General features: G+C 38.3%; 22 protein-coding genes and 1 pseudogene. 10 read left to right on the forward strand and 13 right to left on the reverse strand.

Features of this window, described 5'->3' with window-relative positions; translation table 11 throughout:
- Positions 1 to 21 precede the first annotated feature (21 nt).
- On the reverse strand, positions 22 to 219 hold the full coding sequence (locus SMSK597_RS07560; RefSeq protein WP_000680772.1) for a hypothetical protein: 198 nt from the start codon (positions 217 to 219) through the stop codon (positions 22 to 24).
- A gap of 427 nt (positions 220 to 646) precedes the next feature.
- On the opposite strand from SMSK597_RS07560, the gene SMSK597_RS07565 reads away from it, so the two are divergent.
- The gene (locus SMSK597_RS07565; RefSeq protein WP_000173358.1) at positions 647 to 1,405 is read left to right on the forward strand and encodes an ABC transporter ATP-binding protein; all 759 of its coding nucleotides are present in this window, start codon (positions 647 to 649) and stop codon (positions 1,403 to 1,405) included.
- A 1-nt stretch (position 1,406) separates the two neighbouring features.
- The gene (locus SMSK597_RS07570) at positions 1,407 to 3,395 is read left to right on the forward strand and encodes an ABC transporter permease (protein ID WP_000489395.1); all 1,989 of its coding nucleotides are present in this window, start codon (positions 1,407 to 1,409) and stop codon (positions 3,393 to 3,395) included.
- Positions 3,396 to 3,542: 147 nt separating this feature from the next.
- Here SMSK597_RS07570 and SMSK597_RS07575 read toward each other — a convergent pair whose 3' ends face one another.
- On the reverse strand, positions 3,543 to 4,238 hold the full coding sequence (locus SMSK597_RS07575) for a VIT1/CCC1 transporter family protein (RefSeq protein WP_000005269.1): 696 nt from the start codon (positions 4,236 to 4,238) through the stop codon (positions 3,543 to 3,545).
- Positions 4,239 to 4,751: 513 nt separating this feature from the next.
- Here SMSK597_RS07575 and SMSK597_RS07580 point away from each other — a divergent pair.
- The 4 genes from SMSK597_RS07580 to SMSK597_RS07595 all read left to right on the forward strand — a co-directional run bounded on the left by SMSK597_RS07580 (position 4,752) and on the right by SMSK597_RS07595 (position 7,891).
- Positions 4,752 to 5,516, forward strand: a complete 765-nt coding sequence (locus SMSK597_RS07580) for a hypothetical protein (RefSeq protein ID WP_001126653.1) — start codon at positions 4,752 to 4,754, stop codon at positions 5,514 to 5,516.
- A gap of 16 nt (positions 5,517 to 5,532) precedes the next feature.
- A complete protein-coding gene (locus tag SMSK597_RS07585; RefSeq protein ID WP_000312620.1) occupies positions 5,533 to 6,165 on the forward strand; it encodes a hypothetical protein in 633 nt (210 codons plus the stop codon).
- A gap of 149 nt (positions 6,166 to 6,314) precedes the next feature.
- Positions 6,315 to 7,016 (forward strand): response regulator transcription factor, encoded by a 702-nt coding sequence (locus tag SMSK597_RS07590; protein WP_000101116.1) that lies wholly within the window; start codon positions 6,315 to 6,317, stop codon positions 7,014 to 7,016.
- Positions 7,013 to 7,891, forward strand: a complete 879-nt coding sequence (locus SMSK597_RS07595; protein WP_000221839.1) for a sensor histidine kinase — start codon at positions 7,013 to 7,015, stop codon at positions 7,889 to 7,891. Before SMSK597_RS07590 ends, SMSK597_RS07595 begins: the two co-directional genes overlap by 4 nt.
- Before the next feature lie 40 nt (positions 7,892 to 7,931).
- Here the strand turns inward: SMSK597_RS07595 and SMSK597_RS07600 are convergent, their stop codons facing one another.
- From SMSK597_RS07600 to SMSK597_RS07615, 4 genes are all read right to left on the reverse strand, one after another.
- A complete protein-coding gene (locus tag SMSK597_RS07600; protein ID WP_000581962.1) occupies positions 7,932 to 8,684 on the reverse strand; it encodes an ABC transporter permease in 753 nt (250 codons plus the stop codon).
- A gap of 10 nt (positions 8,685 to 8,694) precedes the next feature.
- Positions 8,695 to 9,603: an ATP-binding cassette domain-containing protein gene (locus SMSK597_RS07605; RefSeq protein WP_000859638.1), complete on the reverse strand. Its 909-nt coding sequence runs from the start codon at positions 9,601 to 9,603 to the stop codon at positions 8,695 to 8,697.
- A gap of 141 nt (positions 9,604 to 9,744) precedes the next feature.
- Complete coding sequence (locus SMSK597_RS07610) at positions 9,745 to 10,554, reverse strand: Cof-type HAD-IIB family hydrolase (RefSeq protein WP_000593610.1); 810 nt, start codon at positions 10,552 to 10,554, stop codon at positions 9,745 to 9,747.
- A gap of 269 nt (positions 10,555 to 10,823) precedes the next feature.
- The gene (locus SMSK597_RS07615) at positions 10,824 to 11,111 is read right to left on the reverse strand and encodes a DUF3270 domain-containing protein (protein ID WP_001145223.1); all 288 of its coding nucleotides are present in this window, start codon (positions 11,109 to 11,111) and stop codon (positions 10,824 to 10,826) included.
- A gap of 447 nt (positions 11,112 to 11,558) precedes the next feature.
- Between SMSK597_RS07615 and metK the strand changes: the two genes are divergently transcribed.
- The 3 genes and pseudogenes from metK to SMSK597_RS12825 all read left to right on the forward strand — a co-directional run.
- A complete protein-coding gene (metK, locus tag SMSK597_RS07620) occupies positions 11,559 to 12,749 on the forward strand; it encodes a methionine adenosyltransferase (protein ID WP_000003911.1) in 1,191 nt (396 codons plus the stop codon).
- Positions 12,750 to 13,253: 504 nt separating this feature from the next.
- Complete coding sequence (gene xerS / locus SMSK597_RS07625) at positions 13,254 to 14,324, forward strand: tyrosine recombinase XerS (RefSeq protein WP_000817864.1); 1,071 nt, start codon at positions 13,254 to 13,256, stop codon at positions 14,322 to 14,324.
- A 262-nt stretch (positions 14,325 to 14,586) separates the two neighbouring features.
- A pseudogene (locus SMSK597_RS12825) lies at positions 14,587 to 14,745 on the forward strand (integrase); the annotation flags it as partial.
- 137 nt (positions 14,746 to 14,882) lie between these two features.
- On the opposite strand, the gene eno reads toward SMSK597_RS12825, so the two are convergent.
- On the reverse strand, positions 14,883 to 16,187 hold the full coding sequence (gene eno, locus SMSK597_RS07630) for a surface-displayed alpha-enolase (RefSeq protein ID WP_000022821.1): 1,305 nt from the start codon (positions 16,185 to 16,187) through the stop codon (positions 14,883 to 14,885).
- Between the two features lie 163 nt (positions 16,188 to 16,350).
- Here eno and SMSK597_RS07635 point away from each other — a divergent pair, with 163 nt between their 5' ends.
- On the forward strand, positions 16,351 to 16,797 hold the full coding sequence (locus tag SMSK597_RS07635) for a YueI family protein (protein WP_000131090.1): 447 nt from the start codon (positions 16,351 to 16,353) through the stop codon (positions 16,795 to 16,797).
- On the opposite strand, the gene SMSK597_RS07640 is transcribed toward SMSK597_RS07635, so the two are convergent.
- The 6 genes from SMSK597_RS07640 to glgB are packed head-to-tail and all read right to left on the reverse strand — an operon-like array spanning position 16,794 to position 24,241.
- On the reverse strand, positions 16,794 to 17,909 hold the full coding sequence (locus SMSK597_RS07640; RefSeq protein ID WP_000706389.1) for a glycerate kinase: 1,116 nt from the start codon (positions 17,907 to 17,909) through the stop codon (positions 16,794 to 16,796). The genes SMSK597_RS07635 and SMSK597_RS07640 overlap by 4 nt on opposite strands.
- A gap of 9 nt (positions 17,910 to 17,918) precedes the next feature.
- Positions 17,919 to 18,563: a phosphoserine phosphatase SerB gene (gene serB, locus SMSK597_RS07645; RefSeq protein WP_000084485.1), complete on the reverse strand. Its 645-nt coding sequence runs from the start codon at positions 18,561 to 18,563 to the stop codon at positions 17,919 to 17,921.
- 58 nt (positions 18,564 to 18,621) lie between these two features.
- Positions 18,622 to 20,055, reverse strand: coding sequence for a glycogen synthase GlgA (glgA, locus tag SMSK597_RS07650; protein WP_000697308.1), 1,434 nt, complete (start codon positions 20,053 to 20,055; stop codon positions 18,622 to 18,624).
- Entirely contained in the window at positions 20,052 to 21,191 is a 1,140-nt protein-coding gene (gene glgD, locus SMSK597_RS07655; protein ID WP_000687040.1) for a glucose-1-phosphate adenylyltransferase subunit GlgD, read from the reverse strand. The genes glgA and glgD overlap by 4 nt, the downstream gene beginning before the upstream one ends.
- The gene (locus SMSK597_RS0102420; protein ID WP_000787246.1) at positions 21,181 to 22,323 is read right to left on the reverse strand and encodes a glucose-1-phosphate adenylyltransferase; all 1,143 of its coding nucleotides are present in this window, start codon (positions 22,321 to 22,323) and stop codon (positions 21,181 to 21,183) included. Before SMSK597_RS0102420 ends, glgD begins: the two co-directional genes overlap by 11 nt.
- Positions 22,313 to 24,241, reverse strand: coding sequence for a 1,4-alpha-glucan branching protein GlgB (glgB, locus tag SMSK597_RS07660; RefSeq protein WP_000361118.1), 1,929 nt, complete (start codon positions 24,239 to 24,241; stop codon positions 22,313 to 22,315). The genes SMSK597_RS0102420 and glgB overlap by 11 nt, the downstream gene beginning before the upstream one ends.
- Between the last annotated feature and the right edge of the window lie 158 nt (positions 24,242 to 24,399).

Genomic DNA, 24,399 nt, shown 5'->3' on the forward strand with positions numbered 1-24,399 from the left:
CATCTTTTTGAACTCATGTTTCTAATCTGATTTTTCATGCTGAGACAATACATTTTTTGAAAAATGGTGGATGCTGATAACAACTGATAGCCAGCAAATAGCATAAGCAGTAGCTGTAAATTGTGTACCGATAAAGTATGTCTGTTTAACTAAGAGCTGACCGATGAATGGAGAGAGGAGATAGAGAAGTCCGATGAGTATATGTTCTTTGTGTTTCATTAAAGCGCACCTTCTTTCCTGATACTTAGAACGACTTACAAGTGTTCAATTTAATGGTATGTTATCTAGGTAAGCTTACTCAAATGTTAGTTCCCGATTCCTCCTTTCCAAAGTAAGCCTTTTTACACTTATATTTTACAATTTTAAAAATAGAAAATCAAATTATTTTCTAAGTAATTTTGCTTACATTTCCCCCAATCTTACAAAAATGTAAGATTAAAGTCTCTTTTGTAAGGTTAGGTTATGGCAAGCGGTCTTTTTTTGATGTAAACTAGTCTCATAAAGAACAAAGGAGTAACATCATGAAACAAATCTTACAGAAGAAAACAAGAAAACCAAGTCACAAAGAAATCGAGCGTGTTCAGCTGGGATGCGCTATGATGCAAGCTACATTTCATTTGATGGGATATTAAGAAAGGAGATTCTCATGACACTTTTAGATGTAAAACACGTTCAAAAAATTTATAAAACACGTTTTCAGGGCAACCAAGTAGAGGCCCTCAAGGATATTCACTTTACCGTAGAAAAGGGTGACTACGTTGCCATCATGGGTGAGTCTGGTTCTGGTAAATCCACTCTTCTCAATATCCTAGCTATGCTGGATAAACCAAGTCGTGGTCAGGTTTACTTGAATGGAACTGACACCGCAACCATTAAAAATTCACAGGCTTCTAGCTTCCGTCGTGAAAAGCTGGGATTTGTCTTCCAAGACTTTAATTTGTTAGATACTCTGTCTGTTAAGGACAATATCTTGCTTCCGCTTGTCTTGTCAAGAAGACCTATTACGGAAATGATGAAGAAGTTGGTGGTTACAGCTGAGAATCTAGGCATCAACCAATTACAAGAGAAGTACCCTTACGAGATTTCAGGAGGGCAGAAACAGCGTGTAGCAGTAGCTCGCGCCATCATCACAGAACCTGAAATTCTCCTTGCGGATGAACCAACAGGTGCCCTTGATTCCAAGTCCTCTGCAGCCTTACTTGATGTCTTTGATGAAATCAATGAGCGCGGCCAAACCATTCTTATGGTAACCCACTCAACAGCAGCAGCCAGCAGAGCTAAACGTGTACTCTTTATCAAAGACGGCATTCTTTACAACCAAATCTACCGTGGAGAGAAGACAGAACGTCAGATGTTCCAAGAAATCTCTGATACCTTGACTGTGATGGCAAGCGAGGTGAATTAGTATGTTTCGATTAACCAATAAGTTAGCGGTATCGAACTTGATTAAAAACCGCAAACTCTACTACCCTTTTGCGCTGGCTGTTCTCTTGGCAGTCACAGTCACCTATCTCTTTTACTCTCTAACCTTCAATCCCAAGATTGCTGAAATCCGTGGAGGAACAACCATTCAGGCTACACTTGGATTTGGTATGTTTGTCGTCACCCTTGCGTCAGCTATTATCGTCCTCTATGCCAATAGTTTTGTTATGAAAAACCGTTCCAAGGAACTGGGAATTTATGGCATGTTAGGCTTGGAGAAGCGTCATCTTATCAGTATGACCTTTAAGGAGTTAGTGGTATTTGGGATTCTAACTGTTGGAGCAGGTATCGGTATTGGAGCCTTGTTTGACAAGTTAATTTTCGCTTTCTTGCTCAAACTGATGAAATTGAAGGTTGAGCTGGTCGCTACCTTCCAAATGAATGTTGTCATTGCAGTACTTGTTGTCTTTGGTTTGATTTTCCTAGGCCTCATGTTCCTGAATGCCCTTCGAATCGCCCGTATGAATGCCCTCCAGCTCTCACGTGAGAAAGCTAGCGGAGAGAAAAGAGGTCGTTTCCTTCCTCTCCAAACTATTCTTGGTTCGATTAGTTTAGGGATCGGCTACTATCTTGCCCTTACGGTAAAAGATCCTCTGACAGCCCTAACAACCTTCTTCCTAGCTGTTTTACTGGTTATCTTTGGGACCTATCTCTTGTTCAATGCAGGTATTACCGTTTTCCTTCAAATCTTAAAGAAAAACAAGAAATATTATTACCAACCAAATAATCTTATCTCTGTTTCCAACTTGATTTTCCGTATGAAGAAAAATGCGGTTGGACTAGCAACTATCGCTATTTTGTCAACAATGGTCTTGGTTACCATGTCTGCAGCGACAAGCATTTTCAATGCTTCAGAATCCTTTAAAAAAGTGATGAATCCGCATGACTTTGGAATTACTGGACAAAATGTTGAAAAAGAAGACTTGGACAAACTCTTGAGCCAGTTTGCAAGTGACAAAGGTTATAGTGTCAAAGAGAAAGAAGTGCTTCGTTACAGTAACTTTGGTATTGCAAATCAAGAAGGAACCAAGTTAACTATTTTTGAAAAAGGACAAAATCGTGTCCAACCTAAAACAGTCTTCATGGTATTTGACCAAAAAGATTACGAAAATATGACTGGTCAAAAGCTTTCTCTATCAGGGAATGAGGTCGGTCTTTTTGCCAAAAATGACGGACTGAAAGGACAGAAAGCTCTAACTCTAAATAACCATCAATTTTCTGTCAAAGAAGAATTTAATACAGATTTTATTGTGAATCATGTCCCAAATCAGTTTAATATTTTTACTACTGATTACAATTACCTTGTTGTTCCTAATTTGCAAGCATTTTTAGACCAATTCCCAGATTCGGCTATCTATAATCAGCTGTACGGTGGTATGAATGTAAATGCCAGCGAAGAAGAACAACTCAAGGTCGCTGACGAGTATGATAAATACCTCGATCAATTTAATGCACAATTAAACACTGAAGGTAGCTATGTGTATGGTAGCAATCTAGCAGATGCTAGTGCTCAGATGAGTGCCCTCTTTGGTGGTGTCTTCTTTATCGGTATTTTCCTATCCATTATCTTTATGGTCGGAACTGTTCTGGTTATCTACTACAAACAAATTTCTGAAGGCTACGAAGACCGTGAACGCTTTATTATCTTGCAGAAAGTCGGTTTAGATCAAAAGCAAATCAAGCAAACCATTAACAAACAGGTTTTAACTGTTTTCTTCCTTCCTTTGCTTTTTGCCTTCATACACCTAGCCTTTGCCTACCATATGCTTAGTCTGATTCTAAAAGTGATTGGTGTACTGGATACGACTATGATGTTGATTGTGACCTTGTCTATCTGCGCTATCTTCTTCATCGCCTATGTGCTGATTTTCATGATTACTTCTAGAAGCTATCGCAAGATTGTACAAATGTAAAAAAAGATACCTCGACTTCAACATCGAGGTATTTCTTGTATTTTATACTCAATGAAAATCAAAAAGCAAACTAGGAATCTAGCCGCAGACAGTACTTGAGTACGGCAAGGCGAAGCTGACGTGGTTTGAAGAGATTTTTGAAGAGTATTAAATGCTGAAAAGTTGTCCTAGCAGAAAGGTAACTCCCATGGTTAAAAGACCGATAGCAAGGTTCCGAATCATAGCTGTTTTGGTTGGTGCTTTTCCAAGTCTGGCACTAGTGTAACCAGTGAGAAGAAGGGCCACACCGACAATCAGGACAGTAGCAGGGATGCGGTAATCACTTGGGAAAATGGTCACTGAGAGCATTGGAGGCAAACTTCCAAGGAAAAAAGAAATAAAGCTAGAGATGGCAGCATGCCAAGGATTGGTAAACTCTTCATACTCAATCCCGTATTTTTCCTCTACCAGAGCCTTGAGTGGATTTTTAAGAAAGGCCTTGTTGGTTAAGAGTTGGGCAGAGGTTTCGCATTCTCCATTTTGGATATAGGCGGCATAGAGAGACTTTTTGGCTAACTCTATATCTTGATCCAGCAAGACTTGCTCACGCGCAACGGCTGCTTCCTCGGTATCTTTTTGAGTTGAAACGGATACGTACTCCCCACCAGCCATAGAAAAGGCACCAGCCAAGATAGCCGCAAAGCCTGATAAAAAGATAATCCAGATATTGGTCGTGGCACTGGCAACCCCGATAACCACACCAGCAATGGAAATAATCCCATCATTGGCACCAAGAACGCCCGCACGCAGGATATTTAAACGACCTGCAAAATTTGAATCAATTTCGTGATTTGTTTCTGACATATTATTCTCCTTTTTATCCAGTATAAAGGAAAAATATAAGGAAATCAATCTTTTAAAAGTATCTGAAAAAAGTTGCACGATTTTAATTTTACGAGCTTTTTTTAAAAGTTAGAAACACCACTAGCTAGTAGAGAAGGATAAAAGCAAAGCAAAGCTGATAGACTAGTCCTTTTTCTAGTTATCTATGGTATAATAGGAGGTAGATTTACTAATCGGAGTAAGAAATATTTTATGATTAAACTAGTAGCAACAGATATCGGTATAAGTAAATTGATACAATAGAATATAAAGAAAGCCTTGGAAAAAAGTTGTTTTAAGGATTTTTACTGTCTATAGATAGAAGGAAATGGGTATCAGAAATACTTTGATTCTATGGAGACACCCTTGATTTGTTAAACGTTAAATTGTATGTTTCCAAAGTCAATCATCTTGAGACAGTATAAACGTATGTTATAAAATGCTATAATCATTCATAATATTTAATTTTAAATTACTGTATGCGAGGAATGGAATATGCCAAAATCATTTGATGAATTTTACTTTTACACTGCGGATAAGAAAGAAGATATTCAGATTTTAAATGATTATTTTGTAAAATATAAAAATCTAGGAATTTATCAAGATAATATGTTCTGCCCAGAGTGTAAACAAGCAGAGTTATCTTACATCCCTAAGACTTCACAAAGGAGAGCACATTTAAAAAGAAAGACTAGTTCTAAACACACTAATTGGTGCTCTTATCAATTTGATTATGCTAGCAAAGAGTATATAGAGGAATATTTTAAAAATCTTCGTGATGACCAAATTAAAGATAAGCTTGATGCCATGATGAGAAGTCTTTTTTTAAAAAAAGAATATTTGCCTCAAACACCGATAGCTCTAGGAGATTCTAGTGATGAAAATCCTGTAGTTCTGACAAGAAAGGTTGAAAGACAAGTACATCATAAATCTTTAAGAAGAAAAAGTATTGAAAAATGGCTAGATAAAGAACTTGAAGATGAACTTCATCTTTTCTATGGTAAAGTACGTTTAAGCATTTCAGAATGGCATAATGAACAAGGATATACTCTTTATTTTTTGAATATTTTTTGTAAGGATTCGAATAGGAAATGGAAAAAGAAAGCAAGTATATATCTTGGTGGTAAAGTTTTGCTTAAAGTTGAAGAAGATACAGATTATTATTTAGTTGCAATTGGTCATTTAGATTTTTCAAAAGGATTTCCTCCAAAACTGAAGTTGGCAAGTAGACAAGCTTTCTCCATTGAGAAAGTTTTATGATAAGCAGAGGTGTAAAATGGCTTGGGTTGAATATTTAATTGATAGTTTAAAGAGAATTTTCTTAAAAAAGTCTATATCTGATTTTGAAAACGAAACAGAGAATGGAGAGGAAGGATATGATTCTAGATTTAATGATTCTACTTCAGAAGAACGAGGGATCAATATTAAAACGTATTATGAAAATTGGGAGAATCAGACATTTGAATCTCTATTACAAGAGCATGGCTGTGTAGAATTAAAATTTCTGATTAATAATAATGAAATTTCTGAGAGTTTTAGTTTTTGTAATATTGGTATAAACTATAGTATTACCAAAACTGCAGATTTTAATTTCAGGTATAGAAGTATTAGTGTGCTACCTAAGTATAGAGAAAGAGGTGTATGTAGCTACTTGCTATTAAAATCAATTATTGTAGTTTTAGAAACACTAGAAAACAAAAATGTAGAATTTTCTTTAGTAAATACAGTAAAAATTGAAATTGAAGACAGATTTTCAATTTACGATTCTATTTTAACGGAAAAAATGCCTAATAAAAATATGCAATATAGGGTATTTTTATCTGAAAATAGAGATACTGATTTAGCACAGTTAAGGGAAATGTACAATAGCAAACTAGAAAAAATAACTGCTAATTTAAAATTTGCTTAGTATGAAAGTATCGATCTAGTCATCATTTAATCAATATTTCATCTGAAAGAAATTATTTAGTTCACATAAAGTGTGTTGTTCTGCTTGAAAAATTGAGAGACTTTGAAACAATAAAACATGCTATAATAGTTGCAGAAAGGTTGGTATTTATGGCTAGGATATTGGTTATTGAAGACAATAGTGACATTCAAGAGATTTTGCGAACACTTCTTACTGAGGAGCATGAGGTAATTCAAGCCTTTTCTGGTACAGAAGGAATCATGCGTTTTGACCAAGGTGGGATTGACCTCGTTTTGCTAGATATCATGCTTCCTGGGAAAAATGGTGATCAGGTTTTAAAAGCCATCAGGGAACAAAGTCAAACTCCAGTCATTATGCTAACAGCTTTGAGCGATAAGAAGTTAATCAGTCAATACCTCTTAGACGGTGCCAATGATTACATAGTCAAACCTTTTGATTTGGACGAAGTCTTTGCCAGAGTTACTGTTCAATTACGTCAAAGTGCAGAAAAACAGCCTATGGAAATAGGAAAAACTGAAAATCTGCCACAAAACTTGAAAAATATCCAGTTTGATGCCGAAAGTTTTGAAATCAACAATAGTCAGGAAACGATTCGCCTTGCCAAAAAAGAATGCTTGATTCTCCAAACTCTCCTTAAACACCCTAAGAAAATTTTTACAAAAGAAGAACTTTATGAATTGGTCTGGGAGGATAGCTACCTACCTGGAGATAATACCCTCAATACGCATTTGAGTAATCTTCGAAAAAAATTAAACCAGCTTGACCCAAATCAAGAATATATTGAAACCATTTGGGGAGTTGGTGTAAGATTAAAAGGAGACAAGCAATGACCTACATGATAATCTTTATCCTACTGGTTCTCTTAATTATTTTATCGATTGCATTGATTCGCTACCATCTAGCACTTAAAAACTTGAGTCAACAGATTGAAGACAAGATTCTCACGGGTAGTATGAAAAGAGTCGGAGTCAGTATTTTTTCCAAACATTTTTTACATCTCTACCAGCAGATTGAAAATCTATTTCAGGAAGTGGAACAATCTCGGTTGGTAATGAAAAGGGAGAAGCAGACTCTGGATATGGCCATCAGCAATATCGCCCATGATATTCGGACGCCTTTGACTATCGCTTCAGGCTACACCCAACAATTGATAAAGTCTCCTGAAGACAAAGCAGAAACCTTACAAAAAATCGCCCAGCATCTTGATTTAGTTTCTAAACATTTGGAGGCTCTTCTAGAATATCGTCGTTTGATGGAAGGAGCTGTCAAACCGAAACTGGAAGAAGTGGATTTTTCAGCTTTTATCACCAAAAAGACTCTGGCTTATTATGATGTTTTTCAGGCGGCAAATATCATGTTTGATTTTAAGGTTGAAGCTGGTTTAACAACGAGAACTGATGAAGACTTGCTGGATCGAATTTTACAAAATCTGCTTGGAAATGTCCTCAAGCATGGTAAGGAAGAAGCGCGTCTATCTTTGCGAAAGGAAAAGGAACAGCTTGTCTTAGAGATTGCAAACCTTGTTAAACAGCCCATCAAAAGAATAGAAAATCTCAGCAACCGTTTTTATTCTGAAAATCTATCAGACACGGAAGAATCCTCTGGTTTAGGACTTTATATCACTGAGGAATTATGCCATCTTCTCGGTGCAGAGATGAAACTAGGCACAGATGGGCAGTGGTTATCGGTTTTTATTTACTTTTAACAAAAAGAAACCTCCTCTGTAGGCTAGAGGAGGTCATTTTTTATAGACTTTTCTTTTTGAAAACTGTCAGTCCACCTATATTAAAGATTACAATAACAGCTAGGCTAACTATAAGTGTGTAGAGAATTGACTCACTATTAGCAGTCATATCATAGAAAAATTGCAATGATAAATATGGCAAAATTTTGATACTTGGGAAGATGAGCATTGGCATAGAAAGTAAGATAGAGCTGACCAAATAGCCAATAAATACTGCAAGATAAGAATGACTAACATAGAGAATAAAGGAAACAATGGAAAGCCAAGCAAGGAGGCAAAGGAATTGAAGGGAAATGGTTATCAGTAGATTTCCAATAAAGCCATCAGGCATAGTGCCAAATCCATTTAAGATCGTTGCTGGAATAAAGGCAATCACAAGGCTAATGATGACTTGCAAAAGTGCAATAGAAGCCAATACAAAAGCTTTGGCGAGGAAAAACTCGGTACGAGAAACACCCACTGTTAAATTATTTTTATAGAGTTTGCCGATTAAATCAACTCCAAGCACGAGGCAGGCTAGGACGATGCAGAGAAAAACGAGGTTTGAACCTTGACTAGATGCGTTAATCAGGGCTTGTACACCGTCCCAACCATGGGTTGGAATTTCTGGTTCTTCTGTCTGGATTGCCATTAGATGACCAGTAGCTCCAAAAATAGCCCCCATTAACATGATTACAAAGAGAATGAACTCTGTAATCCAGAATCCTTTGGAACGGAAAAGACGGTAAAAGTCTGCTTGAATGGTATGTATCATGATTTTCCTCCTATTCGACCAATTGAGTGAAGTATTCTTCTAGGTTTTGACGGGCATAGTAAATCTCGTCAATAGCAACATCTGCCAAGGTTAATTCCTTGAGAATCTGTTTGACATCTTGTTCCTGACCAAAGATATGGATTTCATTTTCTGGATTAACAACCTTGAACTGGAGCTGGATTTGTTCTTTCAATACTTGACAAGCTTTCTCTTTATCAGCTGTCTTAAGAACAATATAATCCTCACTTAGTGTTTCAAATTCAGCTTTGCTGATTTCACGGATAATCTTGCCTTGATCTAAAATACCAAAACGATTAGCTAGGAGATAAAGTTCTGACAAGATATGGCTAGAGATGAGAATGATTATTCCTTTTTCTTGATTGAGCCGTTGAATCATCAGACGAAATTCTTTGATACCGATTGGGTCGAGACCGTTGATAGGTTCATCTAAGATCAGGAAGTCTGGTTTGGATAGGAGTGCAATGGCGATACCAAGTCTTTGTTTCATTCCTAGCGAGAAATCACGAAAGACTTTCTTACCTGTATCTGCCAAACCTACATAGTCCAGCGTTTCTCGAATAACTTGATCAGCATTTGGAATATGACGAATCATACAGTAATATTTCAGATTTTGATAGGCTGTTAAGTGATTATGAGCTACAGGTGATTCGATAACAGAACCTACTCGAGATAGAGCCTTGGTCCACTCATTTTCCGTTTTGCTGGAGAAGAGGGAAATAGTTCCTTTATCCGCAAACAGTAGTTGCGTAATAATTTTTATCAAGGTGGTTTTCCCAGCTCCGTTCTTCCCTATAAGTCCATAAATATCTCCCTCTCTTATCGTTAGATGAATATCCTGAAGGATAGCTTGTTTGTCAAAGTTTTTGGACAATCCATGAATGTCAAGTACTGTTTTCATGTTTCTCTCCTTTTGATTTATTTTGATAACTTTAGTATAAAGCATAGAAATCAAAGAAAGCTCAAGTATTTCTAAAGAGTTTCTAAAGTTTTAGGAATTCTTAAATATCAAAACCCAGTTGATATGAACTGGGCTTCTTAATTATAAAATATATTTCTCAATGGAACGCGCAACGCCGTCTTCTTCGTTGCTTGCTGTAACGGAATCCGCAAGAGATTTGACATAATCGCTGGCATTTCCCATTGCAATGCCAAGTCCTGCAAACTGGAGCATTTCGATATCGTTATTAGCATCGCCCATAGCCATAATCTCTGAGGAATCAATCTTCAAAATATCTGCTAGTCGTGAAAGAGCAGTAGCCTTTGTCGTTCCAAGTGGCATGGCTTCATAAATAACAGGCTGCGAACGAACTCCACTAAATCGTTGACAGAGTTCTCCAGCAAAACGCTCTTCAAAATCGTCTGTTTGGCTCTCTGTCCCCAAAAACATCCCTTGGAACATGCGATACTTGCCACTAGTCGCTTCCTCAAGAGAAATTTCAGTCAGGTCTGAAAAGACTAGCTTAGCATCATTTTCAATGATTTCATTAGGCTTACCACCGAGGACAAAATAATGCTCCTCATCAAAAAGAGTCAACTGAACATCACTTTTTTCAGCAAGGTCATAGAGGTACTCGATGTCTGCTGGACTGAGTTCTTGCCAATCAACCAGACTCCAATCACTGGTCTGGTGAGTTGAGCAACCGTTGTTAACAATCACATACTCATTCTGGAGGTCAAGTCCCAGTTTTTTATAGTAGGGGAGGACACCGAAAAGCGGGCGACCAGTACAAAGTACAAGTTTGACACCTTTTTCAATAGCTTGGTGAATAGCAGTAATGTGAGCTTGTGGGATTTCCTTGGATTCATTGAGGAGGGTCCCGTCCATATCCAAGGCTAGTAGTTTAATCATAGGTCTTCCTTCTTTATCTTTTGGTATTATTATAGCATATTTTGGAGAAGAAATTGATAGGAAGCTTGGGGCTAATTGATTTTACAGTTTAGGATGTTTGGAGAATGTTTATTAGAAAAGGTTACACGTTATTCAATTAAGTAGATAATTATATTTGGCAAGCTGGTCAAAAAAACAGAGGATTTAAGATGAATAACACATTTTCCATCTTAAATCCTCTGTTTTCCTTAATTTTTTACAAATCAACTTGATTAGACGTGGGGTATGATTTATCTTCTAAATTTTCGTTTGATAATAGAGCGTTGGACTTTTAAAACAAGTAAGCTAAATCCGATTGCTGCGACAAATGCAAGAGCAGTTGATAATTTTAATGCTAAAAAGATAAAACTAAAGATAGCAACACAGATACAAAAAACAGCAATATTAACAAAAAATAGGATTTCCTTGAGATTGGCATCAGATTGTGCTTCAGGTGTATAATCTTGATAGCGAGGAATCTGATGATTTAATTCTTCTTGATAGTCTACCTCATAGGATTGTAATTTTCTTACAGGCATTATTCTCTCCTTAACTGTACATACCTATTTTATCATTTTTTAATCGGATAATTATTACAGTAAGGTTACAAAAAGAATAAAGTCCCTTTTCATTTTCAAACTATTGTTCAGGACACGATAGTTTGAAAATAATAGTACGCATAATATTAAGGTTGTTAAACACCTATTGAAAATAGATTAGTAGAAATTGAAACAGTACATTAATACTCTTTAAAACAAGTTAGCGTCATCTTGTATTAGGTATATGTTACTAATTTGGTCAGTTTTATCTACAATCAAAAAGCTGTTCTTTGATTTTTATTGAGTATATAGACTGCAAATTGCACTTAAAAATGGTATAATAGTAAAGTTATATAGTCCCGATAAGATGGTAGGTATTTATCACTAAGAGTTTTCCTACCAGTACTTTGTAACTCTATAACACTATTTTTAAGGGGGGACATTTTTATGTCAGAACGTAAATTATTCACGTCTGAGTCTGTATCTGAGGGGCATCCAGATAAGATTGCAGACCAAATTTCAGATGCGATTTTGGATGCTATTTTAGCAGAGGATCCAGAGGCGCACGTTGCTGCTGAGACAGCTGTATACACTGGATCTGTCCACGTTTTTGGTGAAATTTCTACAAATGCCTATGTGGATATTAACCGTGTGGTTAGAGATACCATTGCAGAGATTGGCTATACCAATACCGAATATGGATTTTCTGCAGAGACTGTAGGAGTACATCCATCTTTGGTGGAACAATCTCCTGACATTGCCCAAGGTGTTAACGAAGCCTTGGAGGTTCGTGGGAATGCAGACCAAGATCCGCTTGACTTGATTGGCGCTGGTGACCAAGGGCTCATGTTTGGATTTGCAGTGGATGAAACAGAAGAGCTCATGCCATTGCCAATCTCACTCAGTCATAAATTGGTTCGTCGTCTGGCAGAACTTCGTAAGTCTGGTGAAATTAGCTATCTTCGCCCAGATGCTAAATCACAAGTTACAGTTGAGTATGATGAAAATGACCGTCCAGTACGTGTGGACACAGTCGTGATTTCAACTCAGCACGATCCAGAAGTCAGCAACGAACAAATTCACAATGATGTCATTAACAAGGTTATCAAAGAGGTTATTCCAGCCTCTTACTTGGATGAGCAAACAAAATTCTTCATCAATCCTACTGGTCGTTTTGTAATCGGTGGACCTCAAGGGGACTCAGGTCTGACTGGTCGTAAGATTATCGTAGATACTTATGGTGGCTACTCTCGTCATGGTGGTGGTGCCTTCTCTGGTAAAGATGCGACTAAAGTGGATCGTTCTGCTTCTTATGCAGCTCGCTACATTGCTAAAAACATTGTTGCAGCAGGTCTTGCAAAGAAAGCAGAAGTGCAATTGGCATACGCTATCGGTGTTGCCCAACCTGTTTCTGTTCGTATCGATACCTTTGGTACAGGAAGTGTAGCTGAAAGCAAGCTTGAAAAAGCGGCTCGTCAAATCTTTGACCTTCGTCCTGCAGGAATTATTCAAATGTTGGATCTTAAACGTCCAATTTACCGTCAAACAGCGGCTTATGGACACATGGGACGTACAGATATTGATCTTCCGTGGGAACGTTTGGACAAGGTAGATGCTTTGAAAGAAGCGGTAAAATAAAATCTTGAGAGGGGGACTTCCCCTCTTTTTTGCTGATAAAACATTTCACATACAAATAATTGAACTTTGGTAAAAATAAGACTATAATTAAGTTAGAAATGATAAAGCTAGAAAAGAGTTTACTGTATCAAATCTGTACAGTAAGATTAAAATCATGAAAAAGAAAACAATAGCAATTATACAATGTATTTTGTATCTCATAGCTCCTTATATAGCTCTTCAATTATGTAGAATGAACAGAAGTTTCGTTACTGATCATCTCTTTTTTATTTTCCTTATTCTGCTGACTATTTCATTCTGGTTTAGTATTTGGAAGCTAGAAAAAGCACTAGATAATGATTCACAATAATAGCTCCAAAGACTTAGATCTGTTTTGTTTGCAGGTCTAAGTCTTTTTATCACTTTAAAAAACTCCTATAACATCTTTCCGAAAAACTATAATTTTCTTGAAAAATACATAAGCCTATGCTATACTACTAGTAGACTTATTTATGGAGAAAATACATGAAACGTGAGATTTTACTGGAACGAATTGACAAACTAAAACAAATCATGCCCTGGTATGTTCTGGAATACTACCAATCTAAGCTTGCTGTTCCCTACAGTTTTACAACCTTGTATGAATACCTCAAGGAATACGATCGATTTTTCAGCTGGGTTTTGGAGTCTGGTATTTCAAACGCTGATAAAATGTCTAATATTCCTTTATCTGTCTTGGAAAACATGTCAAAGAAAGATATGGAAACCTTTATCCTTTATCTACGAGAACGACCTTTGCTGAATGCTAATACAACAAAACAAGGTGTTTCACAGACAACTATCAATCGGACCTTGTCAGCACTTTCTAGTCTTTATAAGTATTTGACTGAGGAAGTTGAAAACGATCAGGGAGAGCCTTATTTCTATCGTAATGTAATGAAGAAAGTTTCAACCAAGAAAAAGAAAGAGACTCTTGCTGCCAGAGCTGAAAACATCAAACAAAAGCTCTTTCTAGGTGATGAAACAGAAGGGTTTCTGACTTATATAGACCAAGATTACCCACAACAGCTCTCAAATCGAGCTCTTTCATCATTTAATAAAAATAAAGAACGTGATTTGGCCATTATTGCCCTTCTCTTGGCATCGGGTGTTCGCTTATCTGAAGCTGTTAATCTGGATCTAAGAGATCTCAATCTAAAAATGATGGTTATCGATGTCACTCGAAAAGGGGGCAAACGTGACTCGGTCAATGTAGCTGCCTTTGCAAAGCCTTATTTAGAGAATTATCTGGCCATTCGGAATCAACGCTATAATACTGAAAAAACGGACATTGCACTCTTTCTAACTCTCTATCGAGGTGTTCCCAATCGTATTGACGCTTCCAGCGTTGAAAAAATGGTTGCTAAATACTCTGAGGACTTCAAAGTCCGTGTAACACCCCATAAACTACGACATACCCTAGCAACTAGGCTCTATGATGCTACTAAATCTCAAGTTTTGGTCAGTCACCAGCTAGGACATGCCAGCACACAAGTCACTGACCTCTATACCCATATCGTCAACGATGAACAAAAGAATGCTCTGGATAGTTTATAAACTACATAAAATAAATTATGTAATTTATAAAAAAGGGATTCAATAAACTATTAATCTTATTTGATCATATCAAATACAATTGCTAACAGAGTAAATAGCTTTAAAGAATATGAAATAAAATTTATGTGGCCACTAGCTTGCCTTTCTTTGTAATATCCTGGATATGCAAATCACTTATAATTGGTATTCATCTCAAAATAAGAGGATTCCACAAAAATAAATCAAATTAAGCACCTATAAAAGCATGCTGTCTGCGATGGCCAATATTTTATCAGAAAATAAAATTCCTTTAAAAACAATCACGGACATGGTTGATCATTCCGACTCTGAAGTCACTACTTCCATCTACACCCACGTCACAAAGAACATGAAAGATGAAGCAATCAATGTACTGGACAAAGTGATGAAAAAGATTTTTTAAAAAGTTTTGCCCCTTTTTTGCCCCCTAAATACAAAAATAGCCCTTCGAATAAAATCCGAGGGGCTAGAAACGTTGTTACATCAACGGCCGAACTTTTAAATTTCAAGGTTCGAGATAAAATAGTTCAGTGAACTATTTTATTTTTTCAAGTTGTAGAATGATTTCAATCCACGGTATTCTGCTACTTCACCAAGTTGGTCTTCGATGCGAAGCAATTGGTTATATTTAGCGATACGGTCTGTACGTGAAAGTGAACCAGTCTTGATTTGTCCTGCGTTAGTTGCAACTGCGATGTCAGCGATTGTTGAATCTTCAGTTTCACCTGAACGGTGTGATACAACGGCAGTGTAACCAGCTTCTTTCGCCATTTCGATAGCGTCGAATGTTTCAGTAAGAGTACCGATTTGGTTAACTTTGATAAGGATTGAGTTAGCAGCACCTTCTGCAATACCCTTTTCAAGGTAAGAAGTGTTTGTTACGAAGAAGTCGTCACCAACCAATTGAACTTTACCACCAAGACGTTCAGTAAGAGCTTTCCAACCGTCCCAGTCATTTTCATCCATACCATCTTCGATAGTGATGATTGGGTATTTGTTTACCAATTCTTCAAGGTAGTCGATTTGTTCTGCAGCAGTACGTACAGCTGCTCCTTCACCTTCGAATTTAGTGTAGTCGTAAACTTTACGTTCTTTATCGTAAAATTCTGATGAAGCACAGTCAAATCCGATAAATACGTCTTTACCAGGAACATATCCAGCAGCTTCGATCGCAGCAAGGATAGTTTCAACTCCGTCTTCAGTTCCTTCAAAACGAGGAGCAAATCCACCTTCGTCACCTACGGCTGTTTCCAAACCACGAGATTTAAGGATTTTCTTAAGTGCATGGAAGATTTCAGCACCCCAACGAAGAGCTTCTTTGAATGATGGCGCACCAGCAGGTACGATCATGAATTCTTGGAAAGCGATTGGAGCGTCAGAGTGAGAACCACCGTTGATGATGTTCATCATTGGAGTTGGAAGAACTTTAGTGTTGAATCCACCTAGGTAGCTGTAAAGTGGGATTTCAAGGTAGTCAGCAGCAGCACGAGCTACAGCGATAGACACACCAAGGATTGCGTTTGCACCCAATTTACCTTTGTTAGGAGTACCGTCAAGAGCGATCATAGCACGGTCGATAGCTTGTTGATCACGTACATCGTAGCCAATGATAGCTTCAGCAATGATGTTGTTTACGTTGTCAACAGCTTTTTGTGTACCAAGACCACCGTAACGAGATTTGTCACCGTCGCGAAGTTCAACTGCTTCGTGTTCACCAGTAGACGCTCCTGATGGAACCATACCACGTCCGAAAGCACCTGATTCAGTGTAAACTTCTACTTCAAGTGTTGGGTTACCGCGTGAGTCTAGGACTTCGCGAGCGTAAACATCAGTAATAATTGACATTTTTTACTCTCCTTATGAGTTAAATTTTTTACACCTCTATAATACCTTAAAAACCCTCCTTTTTCAAGAAAAAATGTTATCTTTGTGCAAATTTTCCTTAACTTTATAAAGTAATCGCTTTCTTTTGTCTGTTTTATTCTAACTTTTATGATATACTGTTTTCATGACAGATTTATCAAAACAATTACTTGAAAAAGCTCATGGTGGGCCAAAATTAAATCCAGATGAGCAAAGACGCTATCTTGGTACCTTTGAGGAAAGAGTTCTTGGATATGCAGATATTGATACAGCAAATAGCCCTCAGCTAGAAAAAGGCTTTTTATCTATTTTAGAAAACCTTCAGGAAAAAGCAGAGCCACTATTTGTGAAGATTTCTCCAACTATCGAATTTGACAAGCAAGTTTTCTACTTAAAAGAAGCAAAAGAAACTGATAGTCAAGCCACCATAGTATCTGAAGAGCATACTACTTCTCCCTTCGGTCTGGTTATCCATAGCAATGCACCCGTTCAAGTAGAAGAAAAGGATCTTCGACTTGCTTTTGCAAAGCTTTGGGAAGTTAAAAAGGAAGAACCATCCAAAACATCCTTATGGAAAAAATGGTTTGGCTAAATCTTACTCAGACTTAATAAACGCCCAATATTGGTAGCCGTGTGCTCCAGATAGAGACTGGCATTTTTCAAACTATCTTCCAAAGGTTCACATTTCTCCAAAATTGAAAAAACCGCTTGGATATTTTCAAATGGTAAGGGAGGCAAATCCTCAGCAAGACTACCGCAAATAGCAATAACAGGAACTCCAACAGGGGTTCTTTTTGCAACACCTATAGGCGCTTTACCTGCTAAACTTTGACGATCTAGCTTTCCTTCTCCAACAATAACCAAGTCAGCATCTAAAACTTTCTTATCAAAATCAATCAAATCTAAACAGGTATCAATCCCAGATACGATTCTTGCTTGAGCAAAGGCACACAAACCAGCAGCAATGCCTCCACCAGCTCCTGCTCCTTTAATTTCTAATGTTGCAGGGGAGACTTTTTCATAAAAATCTTGGATTGCCTGATCTACGACTGCAAACATAGTAGGATCTAGGCCTTTTTGTTTGCCAAAAATATAGGTCGCACCTTGAGGACCACATAAGGGACTGACGACATCTGCTAAAATACGAATTTGTACATCTTCAGGAATTTCATAGCAATTTTCTGTTGACATAGAAGCTAAGTTTAATAAGGACTGCCCGCAAGCGGGCAAGACATTTCCATCCCTATCATAAAGTCGATAACCTAAACCAGCAGCGATCCCAATTCCTCCATCATTACTGGCCGTACCGCCAACGCCAATATAAATTTCTTTAATCCCTTGAGAAATGAGGTGGCAAATCAATTCTCCAATACCACGAGTTTGGATTTGTAGTGGATTTCGTTTCTCCAGAGGAATTTTTCCAAGGCCGACCAAGTCAGCTACTTCAAATAGGGCTAATTCCCCTTTTTTAAAATAGCGCATGGATTCTTTTGGGCCAAAAGGTCCTGTCACTTGGATCCATTTTTCTTCTAGGTCAAGAGAATGTCGGATAGCATCTACAGTGCCTTCTCCACCATCACCAACAGGGCAGAGGAGATAGTCTACATCTGCAAGCGATTGTTGGAAACCTCTTTTTATAGCTTCAGCCACCTCTTCAGAGCTCAAACTTTCCTTAAATGAATCTGGTGCAATTACAATCTTCATATTTTCCCCTCATTCTAAACAGTCAATCAAAGGAAGAACTTCTAAAAAATCCCTCTTGTCAACATGATTCGGTATTTCTTTTTTGAGCACTTCTTTAGCACAAAAAGCAATTCCTAGTCCTGCTGATTTCAACATTAATAAGTCATTGGCACCATCACCGATTGCAACCGTTCTTTCTCTAGGAAGTTTTAGTTCCTCTCTCCATTGTTCCAGAGTTGCTTTTTTGACTTCAGGATTAATAATTTGTCCAACTAACTTTCCTGTTAGATGACCGTCTTTAACTTCAAGTTGGTTGGCAGATAAATAGGCAATACCAAGGGATTTTGCAAGCCTCTCAACTATTGGAGTAAATCCACCAGACACAAGACCAACTAGGATGTCGTTCTTTTGGAGAATTGAGATGAATTCTTGGGCATTTGGCGAGAGATGAATGGAGTTGAAGACTTTCTCAAAAACCGAAATAGGAAGGCCTTCCAACAAGGAAACTCTGTCTCGTAAACTGCTTTCAAAGTCTACCTCTCCTCGCATTGCCCGACTTGTAAGCTGCGCAATTTCCTCCTCACAACCTGCCTCTCTTCCCAACAAATCAATCACTTCTTCTAGGATTAAGGTTCCATCCACATCCAACACACACAAGCCTTTTACTTGAGACATCAGTTCTCCTCTCTAAATAGCCTAAAAATCGTATGAAGTCATCATACGATTTTATCTATTAATTAACTAAACTATGGTACAAGTCAAGGTATGACCTGCAGGCTGTATCCCATGAGAAATCACACTCCATAGCTTGTTTTTGTAGATTTCTCCAAACATCAGGATGGTTTCTATACAAGTCCAAAGCTGTTTGGAAAGTCCAATTTAACCAGTAAGGAGATAGATTGTCAAAGCTAAAGCCAGTACCGCTTCCTTCGATTGGATTGAAAGCGCGAACGGTATCTCGCAAGCCACCAACTTCATGAACCAATGGCAAGGTTCCGTAACGCATAGCCATCATCTGAGACAAGCCACACGGTTCGAAACGACTTGGCATGAGGAAGAGGTCACAAGCAGCGTAGATTTCTTGAGCAAGTTTGACATCAAAAGTGATATTTGCTGATAGCTTGTCTGGGTAAATCTGAGCAAACCATGAGAAAGCTCCTTCAAAGGCCGGATCTCCAGTTCCCAAAAGAACAATCTGAACATCATTTTGCAAGATATGGTGAAGACTTTCCACCACCACATCAAAACCCTTTTGACGTGTCAAACGAGAAACAATTCCCACCAGTGGAACGTCAGCTCTAACTGGCAAGCCAACTCTCTCTTGTAATTTTGCCTTGTTTTGGGCTTTCCCAGACAAATCTTCCTGATTGAAATGATAATCTAAAAGAGCATCCGTCTGAGGATTATACAGGTCAGCATCAATCCCATTCACGATACCAGATACCTTGCCAGATTCCATTCGAAGAATCTGATCCAAGTTACAACCAAACTGACTGGTCATAATTTCATGAGCATAACTAGGTGAAACCGTTGAAACACGATCCGCATAGAGAATACCTGCCTTCATCCAGTTCAGACAGTTGTTCCAGCGAAGGGTACCATCAGCATAACGCTCAAAGCCAACTCCAAACAAATCCCATAACATTCCTTCTGAAAATTGTCCTTGGAATTCCAAATTATGAATGGTTAAAACAGTTTTAATACCTTGATAGGCTTGAATCCAACGGTATTTTTCCTTTAACAAGAAAGGAATCATAGCTGTATGGTAGTCATGAACATGGAGAAGGTCAGGAATGAAGTCAATCCTTTCCATAGCCTCAATGGCAGCCAGTTGGAAGAAAGCGAAGCGTTCCCCATCGTCAAAATCACCGTAAACATGGCCACGGAAGAAATAATATTGGCTGTCAATAAAGTAGAAGGTTACACCGTTTAAGACGGTTTTCTTAATCCCACAGTACTGTCTGCGCCAACCAACACTCACCTCAAAATGAAGCACATCTTCAATCTGATTTCCAAATTTAGCCTCTACCATGTCATAGTAGGGTAAAATCACTGCAACTTCGTGCCCAGCTTTTACCAGTGATTTGGGAAGAGCGCCAATGACATCTCCCAAACCACCTGTTTTTGAAAAGGGTGCACCCTCAGCTGCTACAAATAAAATTTTCATGAATGAATATCCTCTGTTACTTTGCTACCTTTCTTAACGACAACTGGATGTTCTGCAGTTCCTCGAATCACAACACCAGGCTCAACTTCAACACCCTTGTCCAAGATAGCATATTCGACCTGAGCGCCTTCTCCAATAACAACACGAGGGAAGAGCAGGCTATCTTTAACCAGGCTATCCTTATGAACATGAGTATTACGTGATAAAACAGAATTAGCCACTTGACCTTCAATAATACTACCAGAGGCAAACTGAGAAGTACTTACCTTAGATGTATTAGCATAATAAGTTGGCTCTTCGTTTTTGACCTTTGTATAAATCTTTTGATTTGGTGAGAAGAGAGAGTAGAATTTTTGTGATTCAAGCATATCTTTGTTAGCTTTGTAATAAGACTCTACAGAATGAATATTTGCCAGATAACCTGTGTACTCGTAGGCGAAAGCTCCCTCTTTTGCAGCCAAATCCCGTAAAACATAGCGCAACTTCTCTGGATGTTCTTTTTTAGCTTCTTCTTCCAAGCGTTCTATCAACCAAGGTGTATCAACGACAAAGATATCTGTGGACATATTATAGACTTCATCTGATGATTTACTATCAAAGAGTTTATGAGAACGAACATGGTCTGTTTCATCTACTTCCAAGATTGCATTTACTTCTGAAATATCTTTCTTAGCTAGTTTTTTATAAACTACAGTGATAGGCCCTTTTGTTGTACTATGTAGGTGGAAAACTTGGTTCAAATCAATGTTAATCAGAACATCGCAGTTGAGGGAAACCGTTTGGTTTGACCCAGAACGTTTCAAATAAGTAAGAAGCTGTTGGTAGTATTCTTTTCCAACTGTGCTACTTTCCACACGGGTATTGTAAATACCTAGATAATAGTGGCTAAGAAGGGTTGACAAGCCCCACTCACGTCCTGAACGAATATGGTCAAAGACTGAGCTGATATTATCCTGCTGAAAAATACCAAAAACACTGCGAACACCAGCATTGGCAAGACTTGAGAGCGGGAAGTCAATCAAACGATATTTACCGCCAAATGGCAAACTAGCTACTGGACGGTGGTCTGTCAATGTTGACATATCATGAAAACCAACTGTGTTTCCTAAAATGGCAGAATATTTATCAATCTTCATCTGTTGCTACCCCCACTACTTCATTATATCCTACAACTTGTACTTCTTCTGTTCCATCAATTTCGACACCATCAGAAATAACTGCACCTTCACCAATAATAGCACGTTTGATTTTAGCTCCGTGTCCAATAATGGCTCCACTCATGATAACTGAATCTACTACTTCTGCTCCTTCGCGAACTTGCGCACCTGTTGAAAGAATAGAGTGTTTAACCGTTCCATCTACAAAACAGCCATCGACAACCAAAGAATCTTCCACATGTGCATTTGCCCCAAGGAAGTTTGGTGGTGAAATCAAGTTTCTTGAATAAATCTTCCATTGACGGTTACGGCTATCCAAGGCATTTTCTGGAGAAATGTACTCCATGTTGGCTTCCCAAAGAGACTCAATAGTACCAACATCTTTCCAGTAACCATTAAATTCGTAAGCATAGACACTTTCACCTGACTCAAGGTAATTTGGAATGACATTTTTACCGAAGTCTGACATATCGACATTGCTCTTTTCAGCAGCTACTAACATATTGCGCAGACGTTGCCAATCAAAAATGTAAATCCCCATAGAAGCCTTTGTAGATTTAGGTTGAGCTGGTTTTTCTTCAAACTCAACGATACGATTGTTAGCATCTGTATTCATGATACCAAAACGACTAGCTTCTTTAAGAGGGACGTCTAAAACCGCTACTGTCAAGCTGGCATTATTATCCTTGTGAGACTGGAGCATATCATCATAGTCCATTTTATAGATGTGGTCCCCAGACAGAATCAAGACATACTCAGGGTTGACACTGTCGATATAATCGATATTTTGGTAAATAGCGTGGCTAGTCCCTTCGAACCAACGATTTCCTTCACTTGCAGAATAAGGTTGAAGAATAGAGACACCAGAATTGATACCGTCTAGTCCCCAGCTTGAACCGTTTCCAATATGGTTATTGAGAGCAAGTGGCTGATACTGTGTAATGACTCCAACATTGTGAATCCCTGAGTTGGCACAGTTTGAAAGAGCGAAGTCAATGATACGGTAGCGTCCGCCAAATTGTACAGCTGGTTTCGCAAGGTTTTGAGTGAGTTTTCCGAGACGAGTTCCTTGCCCACCGGCAAGAATCAAAGCTAACATTTCATTCTTCATTTTCTACTCCTTTTTGGTTTTTATTTGTGACGGTTTTAGTAGATTTCAAGCGGCGTTTGATTTTCCAAACACTTGCTCCCATGGCCGGTAGGGTAAAGGTCAAGGTCTGCTCATAATCTTTCCATAGTCCTTCTTGCGTTTGAACAGTTTGATTATGTTCTTTCCAAACGCCTCCCCACTCTTCTAACTCAGTATTCCAGACTTCTTCATAAATCCCTGCAACAGGCAGACCGATTGTAAAATCTTTTCGTTCAACAGGTGCCATATTAAAGACGCAGACTAGCATGTCGCCCTTCTTACCCTTACGGATGAAGGAAAGAACACTCTGGTCTCGATTATCTGCATCAATGATTTCAATACCATCATAGCTGGTATCGATTTCCCACAGACAGCGATGATCTTTGTAAAACTGGTTTAGCTGAGAAGTGAAATACTTCATCTTAGCATTCATAGGGTCTTCTAGATTAGACCATTCCAACTGCTCTTCAGATCTCCATTCTAGGAATTGGCCGTATTCGCTACCCATGAAGAGCAATTTCTTACCAGGGTGACAAATTTGGTAAGTGTAGATATTGCGTAAGCCTGCGAATTGATTATAGCGATCTCCCCACATCTTGTGCATCATACTCTTCTTACCGTGAACCACTTCATCGTGCGAGAATGGTAGGATATAGTTTTCATTGAAAACATACATAAAGCTGAAAGTCACCAGGTTAAAGTCATATTTACGATAAATCGGATCTTCTTCATAGAATCGGAGGATATCATTCATCCAGCCCATATTCCACTTGTAGTCAAATCCTAGACCACCAAGCTCTTTCATTCCCGTAATCTTGGTTGCTGACGAACTTTCTTCTGCGATCATCATCACATCTGGATGTGCTAGTTTAATGACATCATTCAAGCGTTGAAGGAAATAATATCCTTCATAGTTGAGATTGCCACCATCTTTATTAGGTGTCCATGGAGCATCATCGTAGTCAAGATAGAGCATATTGCTAACTGCATCCACCCGAATACCATCTAGATGGTAAAAGTCAATCCAAAACTTAATACTAGAAATCAAGAAGGATTGGACTTCATTCTTTCCAAGGTCAAAATTGAGTGCACCCCAACCGTAATTATGAGCCTTATTATGGTCTTGGTACTCAAAAGTCGGTGTCCCGTCATAATAAGCTAAGGCATCATCATTAATGGTGAAATGACCAGGTACCCAGTCTACAATAACCCCAATATTGTTTAAGTGACATTCCTCAACAAAATCTTGAAACTCTTCAGGGCGACCATAGGCATGCTCTAAAGCGAAGTAACCCATAAGCTGGTAACCCCAACTCAAACCGAGAGGGTGAGACAACAAAGGCATAAACTCAATGTGAGTATAGTTCATCTCAACTAGGTAAGGAATGAGTTCATCTTTCAATTGAGCAAAACTATAAGGACTTCCATCTGGATTTCTCTTCCACGATCCAGCATGAACTTCGTAGATATTGACAGGACGTTCAAAGAAAGTCCAACGTTTTCTGCGAGCTAACCAAAGCCCATCCTTCCATTTCTTTTCTGGAATCTCTGTTAAAATAGCTCCAGTACCAGGTCGTGCCTCATACCGTACAGCCAAAGGATCAATCTTCATCAGCTGATGACCATTTGCGCGTGTGATATGATACTTATAAATTTGGCCTTCTTGAGCAAGAGTGGTAAAGACTTCCCAAACTCCAAATTCATTTCGTTCCATCGGAATTTGATTTTCTACCCAATTGGTAAAATCCCCCACCAAGTGGACAGCCTGAGCATTGGGAGCCCACACACGAAATGTATAACCGTACTCTCCATTTAGTTCTTCCCTATGTGCTCCTAGATAATGCTGAAGGTGAAAATTTTCTCCTGTCATAAATGTGCGCAAAGCTTCTCTTTTATCCATAATACCTCCCCTTCTTCTGTAAGCGTTTTCTATAGATTTATTATACTACCTTTTTAGGGAAGATTCAAGTAAATTACGGAATTTGCAAAAAAATCTTTTGAAAGTCTTCAACAAATTCACTGATGTATTCACTTGTAAATCAAGAAATTTTCAAACAG

The sequence above is a fragment of the Streptococcus mitis SK597 genome (assembly GCF_000148545.1).
Classification (GTDB): Bacteria; Bacillota; Bacilli; order Lactobacillales; family Streptococcaceae; genus Streptococcus; species Streptococcus mitis_C.